Genomic DNA, 10,898 nt, shown 5'->3' on the forward strand with positions numbered 1-10,898 from the left:
AAGAATAGTTATGTAATATTTTTGCAAAGGTAAAAAGGGGTATTAATGGAAAATATATTTTTAGAATCATACGATGTTTTTAAGGTATGTAAATCCCCAAGCAAATTAAAAATTTATGATGAATTTTTGCAAAATAACAAAAGGTACTCTATAACGCGTTGCTACTACGTCATTGTAGTGGACAATACCTTTTTAACCTACTCACATCTCATGGTCTATGAGCAGCTGCTCTATCTTTTATACTCACAAAATAAACTAAAAAATGGCGACTTTTCGCTCACCCTTAAAAAAGCAGAGCTTGCTAAGAAATTTAAAACAGATATCACCAAAAGTGCCACAGATACGATAAAGTGCTTTTATGAGATGCAGGATGTGAAAATTTCAATCTTTGTAAAAGATAAGATCGAAAAGCAGATGAATATCATCGAATTTATAGACGCGGATCAAACTGAAAAATACGGCGAGCTACAAGATGAGATAAATTTGAGGCTAAACCAAGAATTTGTAAAGCTCTACCGATGCATCTATCTTGATAAGATCGAGTATTTAAACAGCTTTGACATAGAGCAAGGCAGCTTCATAAGATACTTCATGCAGCACGAGCTAGATGGTGGCGTAAGAAGTTCAGCCATTATCGATAAAATGGGCGTTTTAAACTATTTGCCTTTTGCTTATAAAAAGCGTTTCGAGCAAGAGGTGGCAAATGTTAGCTTTTATTATAAAAATGAAAAATACGAGATAAAAGATGGCTTTGTAGTTGTTACAAATCACGCAAATAGAGTAATGGATAATCAAAATGCTTCGATCGAACTCTTTGGTCTTATCTATGAGCAGATCACAAAAAATTGCACTAAAAACATCGTACTAAATGATGCAAATTTGCAAAATTATTATGCGAGGTTTGGTAAATTTGAGACAAATCAAACTATCTTTAAAATTTTTAGCAACATGGAGCTCATGCTAAATCACTCAATACAAAAAGAAAATGTCAAAATTTCTTTCTTCTCTCACTTTTTTGAAAGCATAGTCTGCAAAAGAGATACGGAGCTTGAAATTTTGATCGAGCTAAATCAAAAAGGCTTTGAATATATCATCTCGCGAAGTGCAAATTTAGACTTTTATAACGTTGAGTCAGCTGACTACGGACTTACTTCATATCCAGCTAGCTCTTGTGCTGTGGGTGGAAATTTCTAAATTTAGTTGATTTTATCTTTTAGTTTGGCGATCACTTTGTCAAGCTTGCCGCCATCTTGAGCGTTTTTTAGGCACTCATTTATCTCGGTCATCTTTTTGGTAAATTCGTTTTTTATAATGCCAGCCACAAAGCCCTCACTGCTAGTCTCGTCCAAGATAGGATACATATCTCGCCAGATATCTTTGATCCACCAGCCGCATTTTGATATGCAAGGAAACTCTTTAAGCTCGCCAAGCTTTAGGCTCATCATAACCTCATCAGAGTGTTTGATATCGTCTGTGACAAAGTCTTTATGAGCGCTATCAAAGCTCGTAAACATGCGGTAGCCAAGGCTTGATACGTTGTTTTCAGAGCAAATTCTAAACTGAAAAACATTATCTTCATAGTCTAAATTCGATATGCAAATTTGATGTTTTTGGGTGAAATTTGGAAATGAGTTAAACCTTTTATCATCTATGTCAAGCTGCCACTTTGAGCCACTATCGCTTGTTAAAAACTCTTTAAAGCTTAGTTGTACAAATTCTTTATAGCTCATCTCATCAGCTGCGAAAAAATCATAGTTGCTACTGTTTTTTTCTTTAAAATCTTTAAATTTCATATCATTTCCGATCAAAAAAGTGTAACTATTTTACTGCTTCTTAGGATAAAAGTTATTAAATTTTACGAAATTTATAAGATTTTTTGTCCGCGAGCTATTTTGATTTTAAAAATTTGAGTTGTGTAGCAAATGTTTTTTAAAAACAAATCAAATTTCATCCGTGACTATCTCTATCTTGCTTGTATCGACTAAGCTGCCGTCTATGATGATCTCCTCTATCTTGCCAGCTCTTATGACGCCACTTTTTGGATTTTTCACACTTTTTATGCTGCTTTTTGTGCTCACATCGACGCTTGAATATTCAAAAGCAAGGCTTGTGTCCATAAAAATGCAATCTTTCACGACCAAATTTTCCACGTAGCAAAGTGCTTGCAAGCTCTTTATCGTGCAGTTTATGAGCGTCACATTTTTTGCGTTCCAGGCTAGATATTCGCCTGAGATGAGGCAGTTTTGCGCGACTACGTTTTCGCAGTTCCAAAAGGCATCTTTTGAGATGAGCTTTGAGTTTGTGACACGAAGATTTTTGCAGCTATCAAAACAGTAGTTGCCGTCCAAGCTTAGCCCATCGATCTCTAAATTTTCGCTATTTGCCCCGAAGTAGTCCCCTTTTGCAAAGACATTTTTTATCTTCACGTCCTCGCATCCCCAAAGTGTCTCGGCAGCGTCTGAGAAATTTACATTTTCTAGTGAAATTTGCGAGCTTTTTCTAAAGCTTTTTGGTGCATTTATGAGCACGTCTTTGAAGCTTAAATTTTTGCTGTACCACATGCCAGCCCTTGCTAGAGGCTCCAAGTATCCGCCATTTAGCGTGATGTCGCTTGCGTACCAAAGTGGATATTTGTAGGCAAAAACGCACTCATTTAGCTTTAAATTTGAGCTGTGTTTTAGCGGCGACTCGCCATCTTCAAAGATGCAGTTAGTAAAATTTATCCCCTTTGCCCCAAACATCGCGCGCTCGCCAGTGAAAATTTCAGCGTTTCTCTCTTGCATTTTTGTCCTTTATTAAATTTTTCTTTTAAAATTATACTGATTTTCTCAAAATTTATTGCAAAATGCCATTAAATTTACTTTAAAGACGCAAAGCGTTATAATCGCCCCAAAAAAGGAGCAAAAATGGGTTTAAAATCAGACTCTTGGATAAGGAAAATGTCGGTTGAAAAGAAGATGATCGTGCCATTTGCCGAGGAGCAAGTGGGTCGCGGCGTCGTTAGCTACGGCGTTTCTAGCTATGGCTACGATATCCGCGTGGGCGATGAGTTTAAAATTTTCACAAACATCGGCGGAACCGTCGTTGATCCAAAGAATTTTGATGAGAAAAATGTGGTCGATTTTAAAGGCGATGTCTGCATAGTGCCGCCAAATTCTTTTGCTTTAGCACGTACGATCGAGTACTTCAACATGCCTGATAACGTGCTGGCGATCTGCCTTGGCAAGAGCACATACGCAAGGTGCGGCATCATCGTAAATGTGACGCCTTTTGAGCCGGGATTTAAGGGGCATATCACGATAGAGATCTCAAACACGACGCCACTTCCTGCGAAAATTTATGCAAACGAAGGCATCGCGCAGGTGCTATTTATCGAGGGTGATGAGCCTTGCGAAGTGACATATGCTGATAAAAATGGCAAATACCAAGCCCAAGAAGGCATCACGCTACCTAGAATTTTGAAGTAATTTTCATGCCTTTGCGACTTTGCAAAGGCTAAATTTATCTCCCATTTTTTACGAAAAACCCTAAACAATAACGAAAATTTGACGAAATAGAAGCTAGAAAGAGCAGAGCTTTGATAAACAAATTTTAAATTTGGCACAGCTTTTGCTTAAAAAATTATAAAAAATAATTCAAATTAGCCATTTATAAATCAAAAAATGACTAATAAAAAGGCGCAAAATGTTTGATAACAAAGCAATACTGATCACCGGTGGAACAGGAAGTTTTGGTAAAAAATACACCGAAATTTTGTTAAAAAAATATAAGCCAAAAAGAGTAGTTATTTACTCACGCGACGAGCTAAAGCAATATGAAATGGCTCAAGTCTTTAAAGACAAGGCTATGCGTTTTTTTATCGGCGATGTGAGGGACTATAAGCGCTTAAGAACCGCGATGAACGGCATAGACTACGTCATTCACGCAGCTGCAATGAAACACGTACCAATCGCAGAATACAACCCAATGGAGTGCATCAAAACAAACATAGATGGCGCCCAAAATGTCATCGACGCCTCTTTGGAGTGTGGCGTTAGCAAGGTTATCGCGCTCTCAACTGACAAGGCGTGCAACCCTGTAAATTTATATGGAGCTACAAAGCTAGCAAGCGACAAACTCTTTATCGCCGCAAATAATGTCGCTGGAAGTAAAAAGACGAGATTTAGCGTCGTAAGATATGGAAATGTTGTTGGTTCTCGTGGTTCAGTCGTGCCGCTCTTTAAAAAGCTAATCGCACAAGGAGAAAAAGAGCTGCCAGTCACTCACGAAAAGATGACTAGGTTTTGGATCACACTTGAGCAAGGTGTAAATTTCGTCCTTAAAAACTTTGAGAGGATGAAAGGCGGCGAAATTTTCATACCAAAGATACCATCGATGACGATGGTCGATCTTGCAAAAGCTCTTGCGCCAGACCTTGGCGTCAAGATCATAGGCATTCGCCCAGGCGAAAAGATGCATGAGATGATGATCTCAAGAGATGATGCGCATTTAACTTATGAATTTGATGATTATTATGTTATTAGTCCGTCTATCCAGTTTTTAACAGCGCAAGACTTCTCGACAAATGCTCTTCATCAAAAGGGCAAACCAGTGAGCGAGGACTTTGAATATAGCTCAAATACAAATAAAATTTGGCTCGATAGAGCGGGTCTTCTTGAGATGATAGGAGATGCTAAATGATCCCTTACAGCCGTCAGCAGATCACAGAAGAGGACATAAAGGCAGTCACAGATGCCTTAAAAGATGACATCTTAACAGGTGGCCAAAAGGTCAGTAAATTTGAAGAGGAGCTAGCAAAGTATGTTGGTGTAAAGCACGTGATCGCCATGAACTCAGCCACTTCAGCCCTACACGTAGCATATCTTAGCCTTGGCGTCAAGGCTGGCGATGAAGTGATCACGACGCCTATCACCTTTGCAGCCACTGCAAATGCGGCTTTGATGGCAGGAGCGCAGGTCAAATTTTGCGACGTAAAAGCAAATGGCAACATCGATGAAGAGAAAATTCCAGCTCTAATCACACTAAAGACAAAGGTGATAACTGCGGTTGATTACGGTGGCAATCCAGTGGAGCTAGATAAGATCATAAATTTAGCCAAAAAACACGGCATAAAAGTGATAGACGACGCCTCTCACGCTCTTGGTAGCGTGCAAAACGGCGTAAAAGTGGGTGTCAAGGCTGATATTAGTATATTTAGCTTTCACCCTGTAAAGCCTATCACCACGCTTGAGGGCGGTGCGCTTGCTACAAATGACGACGAACTAGCAAGACTTGCAAGGCTTTATAGAAGCCACGGCATCGCTAAAACAAAGCTTTGGGATAGCGACATGAGCCTGCTTGGATACAACTACAGGATAACAGACGTGGCCTGCGCTTTAGGGCTTAGTCAGCTAAAAAGGCTGGATGGCTTTATCGCCAAAAGAAATGAGATAGCTAAATTTTATGATGAGAAATTTAGCGAGTGTGAATATTTTAAAATCATAAAAATTCCAGCAAATACAACTAGCTCAAGACACCTATATCCAGTGCTTTTGGATGAGAAATTTTGGGATAAAAAAGAACAAATTTTTGAAGCACTCTTGCAAAAGGGCGTTGGTGTGCAGGTACATTATAAGCCAACATATAAATTTAGCTTTTATAAAACGCTTCTTGGTGAAATTTCGCTGCCAAATGCGGAGAAATTTTATAGCGCCGAGCTTAGCTTGCCATGCCACCATGGCATGAGCGTGGATGATGCTAAATTTGTTGCAAGCACGCTTTTTGACGTGCTAAGTAATGTTTGATTTTAAAGTTAAAAAATGATTGTAATTCATGCACGAGGAAATGAAAAGATAGGCATAGGCAATCTTGCTAGATGCTATGAACTTGTGAAATTTCTTGCTAAAGAGCATGAAGTAAGAGCTGTTTTTGAATGTGATGAAAAGCTATTTTCTAGGTTTAGTCAAAATGCTTTTAGAAGCGAAAGCTTAGAGCATTCAAAAGAGTTGATAGCCAGATTAGAACCTAAAATTTATATCAATGATTTGCTAGATGCCGATAAAAGCTTGAGTGATTTTGTAAGAGGCGCTGGAGCACAAAAGATAGTGAGCTTTAACACTCTTGAATATGGCTTTGAGCCTGATGTATTGATCATAGCTGATGAGTTTAACTATCCTGCACCACATGGCAAATTTAAAGTTTTTCGTTCGTTTAATTATTATATAGTTGGCGAGAATGTTTTAAAAAACCGAACTAAATTTATACCAAAAAAGCAGTTAGAAAATGTTTTACTCTCCTTTGGTGGCTCTGATCCAGCGATGTTTAGTGAGTATTTCGCAGATGTTATTAAAGAAAACGACAAACATCACTACACGCTTGTGCTAGGTCCTGCCATGAGTGAAGAGCGAAAAATAAGAATTAGAAGCGTAAAAAAAACAAATTTGGATTTTATCGATAGCCCAGCTGATCTGATAGGATTACTAAAAAAACATGACGTACTTCTTACTCTAGGCGGCATGAGCGGATATGAGGCTATGACGCTTGGAGTGCCAGTTTGTGGGGTGCAGTGGGAGTATCTTGCTTATGTGGTGAAGAGTTTTGGCGAGTTAAAGATGATGAATGATTTAGGAAATATCAGTGATGCCTATGCAAATTTATTAAACTTAAACATTGATAGAGTTAATGAAATTTGCCAAAATGCCTATCTTAAGATAGATGGTAATGCGCTAGCAAATATAGCAAAAGTTTTAGAAGGATTTATAGATGAGTGAAATCAGCCTTAAAATTTGTAAAGGTGGTGATCTTGGTGTAAATTCTTATGTTCTTATGAGTAAAGATAGTGCGATCGTGATCGATCCAGGGGATTTTAAAAAGATAGCTGAAGTTTTGCAAGGGAAAAGACTTGAGTATATCATTATCACGCATGAGCATTTTGACCATATATTCGCACTAAATGAGCTAAGGGATCATTTTGGCGCTAAGGTGATCGCACAAAGGACGGCGAGCCAGAATATCACAACATCAAGCAAGAATTTATCGAGATTTAGCGATATGATCTATGATGTTATGAAGGTCGCAAAGAGACAAAATATCGTGGAGTTTAATGCACAAAAGGCTGATATAGAATTTGATGAAAGTTACGAACTTTTGTGGCAAGATCATGCACTTCTACTTACTCATACGCCAGGACACACTGAGGGGAGTTGCTGCATAAGAGTTGGTAGATGGCTATTTTGCGGTGATAGTTTATTTGAAGCTACACAAGCTTCATTTTTAGGTGGATCAAAAGCAAAAGCAAGATACGATGAAATTTCTCTACCATTTTTTAAATCGCTAGATCCAGATTTGCACGTTTATGCTGGGCATGGCGAAAGTTTTATCTTGGGCGATAAGCTAAATGCCGTGCAAAGAGCGATTGAGATTTTTAAAAATCGTCCGAAATTTACAAATCTTTTTGTTAGTTTTGATGAATTTAATAAAATAATAAACGAAGCACAAGTTCTAGTGCGTGATAATAATTGCTTTTTACTCATTAAACATAACGGTTTTTATAAATTTTATTATTTGGTTGATAGTTTGTCTAATTTAAAAAATTTAGATGCTTTTTTTAGGCTTATAAATGAACCTATTATAGCCGAGATCGTCTCAACAGAAGTGATTAAGAGTGATTTTTTATACGATATAGACTTTAAGGCTTATAAAATTTATTCTAGATACAAATCAACAAAAAAAAATAGAAGCTTTAAAAATGTGCAAAACGCAACTTTAGATGATGTAGATGAAATTTTGGAGCTTATTAATAAAACGTTTGATCCATTGAGTGATTATTTGCCAAATTTTGATGAGTTGAAGGAGCTAATATTAAAGCAGGCAGTCTTTGTTGTTAGGCTTGAAAATGTAGTAGCTGGCGTGGCTATATATGAGCTCAAACAAAAAATTTGTTATTTTAGACTAAATTGTGTTAGACAAGATTTTCAAAATGGGCTTATTGGGTATGCTTTGGCATCAGCTCCAGAGCAAATGCAAGAAGCCCAGGTTTTTTATGCATGGATGCATGATGAAAATAGTGAAGCAATTAGGCTAAATCAAGCATTAGGGTATAAGCCAGATGGTTTAAAAGACTATATTTTTATAAAAAAGGAGAATGGATGAGTTTAGAAACTATACAAAATTTAATTATTGAAACGCTAAAGGAATATAACCAGGAGTTAGAAAGCAAAGAGCTAGAAAATCCAACAATAAATACTAGGCTTTATGGTGCTTCTAGCGCATTAGATAGTCTTGGTTTGGTTTATGTAATAGGCGATTTAGAAGATAAAATTTATAAAAACTTTCACAAAAGCATTGTCTTAGCAGATGAAAGAGCTATGAGCCAAAAGACATCACCTTTTAGAAGTGTAGAAACACTAGCTAACTATATACAAAATCTCTTAGAAGAATAAAATGGCTAGAGTAATAGTTATAACTGGCACATCAAAGGGTATTGGGCTTGAGTTAGCGAAATATTACTTACAAAAAGGCGATATGGTTGTCGGTTGTGCTAGAAGTCAAAATAATATAAAAGATAAGAATTATAGGCATTTTGTTCTTGATGTGAGCGACGAGAGAGCAGTTGTTGATATGATAAGGGAAGTAAAAACAGAGTTTAATAAGATAGATATACTTATAAATAACGCGGGTATAGCTTCGATGAACCATTTTTTAACTACCTCTTTTGAAAGCGTGAAAAAGGTATTTTCTACAAATTTCCTCGGCACATTTTTATTTAGTAGAGAAGTAGGAAAGATTATGATGAGGCAAAAATTTGGCCGCATTGTAAATTATACAACTGTGGCTAGCGCGTTGAGACTAGAAGGCGAAGCGATCTATGCTGCTAGTAAAAGTGCAATAGAAAATTTAACTCAAACTCTCTCAAAAGAACTTGCGCCATTTAATATTACAGTCAATGCCATCGGACCTACCCCAGTAAAAACTGATCTTATCAAAGCTGTGCCGCAAGATAAGATTGATGCATTGCTAGAAAAACAAGCGATAAAGAGACTTGGAAATTTTGAAGATATAAAAAATGTGATTGATTTTTACATAGATGAAAAGAGCGAATTTATAACTGGACAGATTTTGTATCTAGGCGGAGTTAATGGCTAATGAATAAGATGATTGATAAATTTAAGGATAATGATCAAACAGCAATAATCTATGATGGCAAAAAGTATAGTTACAATGAGCTATACATAAAGATAAAAGAGATAGAAAGCTTTATAAAAGATAAGATAAAAAGCGGCGAAGTGGTTGCTATTTTGGCAGATTATTCATTTGTTAGCATTGCGCTATTTTTTGCACTTTATGAGAATAAAAATATAATCGCACCCATAACTTCAACATCAAAAAAAGAGATAGATGGAAAGGTCAAAGAGTCATTTAGCACAAAGATAATAAATTTAGAAAATGAAAAATTAGTAATTACAAATATAAAAAGTGAAGCAAGTCATAAAATCATAAATGACTTACAAACTTCAAAATGTGCTGGCTTGATACTTTTTTCAAGTGGTAGCACAGGTGCTCCTAAGGCAATGATACATAATTTGGACACATTGGTGGATAGTTATGGGGATAAAAAGCAAAAGCAGATAAATATGCTAGTCTTTTTGATGTTTGACCATATCGGTGGCATAAATACGTTGTTAAACATCTTATCTATGAATGCAACGATGATAATACCGCAAAATAGAAATGCTGATGACATTTGCAAGCTTATAGAAGAGTATAAGATAGCTGTTTTACCATCTAGTCCGACATTTTTAAATTTGATCCTTATAAATAGATCTTATGAAAAATATGACCTAAGCTCGCTTAGGATGATAACTTACGGCACTGAGACTATGCCCGAAGGTCTTTTAAACAGACTTAAAGCGGTCTTTTCAAAAGTGAAATTTTTACAAACATTTGGTACAAGCGAAACAGGTATAGCAGCAACATCATCAAAGTCTTCTAACTCTACTTTTATGAAAATAGACGATGAAAATTTAGAGTATAAGATCGTAGATAATGAGCTGTGGCTAAGAAGTAAAACGCAAATTTTGGGCTATCTAAATAGGTCGATGGAGAGCTTTACTAATGATGGCTGGTTTAAAACTGGTGACTTGGTAGAGCTTGATAATGAAGGTTTTATAAAGATAATTGGCAGAAATAAAGAGATCATAAACGTAGGAGGACAAAAAGTTTTACCAAGCGAGGTTGAGTCTGTGTTACTTGGCATGGATGAGATCGAGGATTGCTTGGTTTATGGCGAGCAAAATGCGATCACTGGACAAAGTGTCTCTTGTGACGTAGTTTTAAAGCATGGTATTGATGATAGTGGATTTAAGATTTTAGTTAGGAAATTTTGTAAGGATAAGCTAGATAATTTTAAAATCCCAACAAGGGTTAATGTCGTGCAAAAAACTGAATTTACGGAGAGATTTAAGAAAAGTAGGATAAAAGGCTAAGCGGATTTTGTCCGCTTAGCTTGAGAAATTACTTTGAGCTCTTTGGTAGCGCATAAATAACAGTTTCTTCTTGTGTGCAGTCGTAATGACGCATAAAAAGTTCATACTCTGGAACCCATAGTTTTAGTAGTAAAGGCAGATCCCAAAGGTCACTAAATTTATGATAGATACAAATGGCAAGTTTTGGTTTATGTTTAATGATATCATCCATAACGCCAAGTAGTGCGTATGTTTCAAAAGTTTGAACGTCCATTTTTATATAAGTTGGAGCTTGATCTATGACATCACTTATGGCAGCTACTTTGACCTCTTCACCCTCGCCACCATCTGCGCTTTCTTGCAATGTAGAGCATGCATCGTTACTTCTTATATAAAAGCTTTTAGTTTTATAATAAACTCCGGCATCTATAGCTTTTATCTTATCTTTTTGTTCAA

12 protein-coding genes are annotated in these 10,898 nt (G+C 36.6%); 9 read left to right on the forward strand and 3 right to left on the reverse strand.

All coding sequences use genetic code 11. The annotated features are described in order from the left end of the window. Positions 1–45 precede the first annotated feature (45 nt). Positions 46–1,194 (forward strand): hypothetical protein, encoded by a 1,149-nt coding sequence (locus F3G86_RS09340; RefSeq protein WP_149723694.1) that lies wholly within the window; start codon positions 46–48, stop codon positions 1,192–1,194. Positions 1,195–1,196: 2 nt separating this feature from the next. Here the strand turns inward: F3G86_RS09340 and F3G86_RS09345 are convergent, their stop codons facing one another. Next, on the reverse strand, positions 1,197–1,793 hold the full coding sequence (locus tag F3G86_RS09345; RefSeq protein ID WP_149723695.1) for an effector protein: 597 nt from the start codon (positions 1,791–1,793) through the stop codon (positions 1,197–1,199). Positions 1,794–1,940: 147 nt separating this feature from the next. Beyond that, positions 1,941–2,783 (reverse strand): DUF3737 family protein, encoded by an 843-nt coding sequence (locus F3G86_RS09350; RefSeq protein ID WP_149723696.1) that lies wholly within the window; start codon positions 2,781–2,783, stop codon positions 1,941–1,943. Between the two features lie 123 nt (positions 2,784–2,906). Here F3G86_RS09350 and dcd point away from each other — a divergent pair, with 123 nt between their 5' ends. From dcd to F3G86_RS09390, 8 genes are all read left to right on the forward strand, one after another. After that, complete coding sequence (gene dcd / locus F3G86_RS09355; protein ID WP_002939953.1) at positions 2,907–3,467, forward strand: dCTP deaminase; 561 nt, start codon at positions 2,907–2,909, stop codon at positions 3,465–3,467. A gap of 217 nt (positions 3,468–3,684) precedes the next feature. Further along, the gene (gene pseB / locus F3G86_RS09360) at positions 3,685–4,680 is read left to right on the forward strand and encodes a UDP-N-acetylglucosamine 4,6-dehydratase (inverting) (RefSeq protein ID WP_103595209.1); all 996 of its coding nucleotides are present in this window, start codon (positions 3,685–3,687) and stop codon (positions 4,678–4,680) included. Further along, complete coding sequence (pseC, locus tag F3G86_RS09365) at positions 4,677–5,783, forward strand: UDP-4-amino-4,6-dideoxy-N-acetyl-beta-L-altrosamine transaminase (RefSeq protein WP_149723697.1); 1,107 nt, start codon at positions 4,677–4,679, stop codon at positions 5,781–5,783. Before pseB ends, pseC begins: the two co-directional genes overlap by 4 nt. Before the next feature lie 15 nt (positions 5,784–5,798). After that, positions 5,799–6,749, forward strand: a complete 951-nt coding sequence (locus F3G86_RS09370) for a hypothetical protein (RefSeq protein WP_149723698.1) — start codon at positions 5,799–5,801, stop codon at positions 6,747–6,749. Further along, positions 6,742–8,130: an MBL fold metallo-hydrolase gene (locus F3G86_RS09375; protein ID WP_149723699.1), complete on the forward strand. Its 1,389-nt coding sequence runs from the start codon at positions 6,742–6,744 to the stop codon at positions 8,128–8,130. Before F3G86_RS09370 ends, F3G86_RS09375 begins: the two co-directional genes overlap by 8 nt. Continuing rightward, positions 8,127–8,420 carry a hypothetical protein gene (locus F3G86_RS09380; RefSeq protein WP_149723700.1) on the forward strand — a complete coding sequence of 98 codons (294 nt, stop codon included), beginning with the start codon at positions 8,127–8,129 and terminating at the stop codon, positions 8,418–8,420. The genes F3G86_RS09375 and F3G86_RS09380 overlap by 4 nt, the downstream gene beginning before the upstream one ends. A 1-nt stretch (position 8,421) precedes the next feature. After that, a complete protein-coding gene (locus tag F3G86_RS09385) occupies positions 8,422–9,123 on the forward strand; it encodes an SDR family NAD(P)-dependent oxidoreductase (protein WP_149723701.1) in 702 nt (233 codons plus the stop codon). Beyond that, complete coding sequence (locus tag F3G86_RS09390) at positions 9,123–10,463, forward strand: ANL family adenylate-forming protein (protein WP_149723702.1); 1,341 nt, start codon at positions 9,123–9,125, stop codon at positions 10,461–10,463. Before F3G86_RS09385 ends, F3G86_RS09390 begins: the two co-directional genes overlap by 1 nt. Before the next feature lie 28 nt (positions 10,464–10,491). Here F3G86_RS09390 and F3G86_RS09395 read toward each other — a convergent pair. Beyond that, a partial coding sequence (locus F3G86_RS09395) for a class I SAM-dependent methyltransferase (RefSeq protein ID WP_223228591.1) occupies positions 10,492–10,898 on the reverse strand: 407 nt, incomplete at its 5' end.

Origin of the sequence: Campylobacter concisus (assembly GCF_902460595.1) — a bacterium.
In the GTDB taxonomy this organism is placed as follows: Bacteria; Campylobacterota; Campylobacteria; order Campylobacterales; family Campylobacteraceae; genus Campylobacter_A; species Campylobacter_A concisus_BL.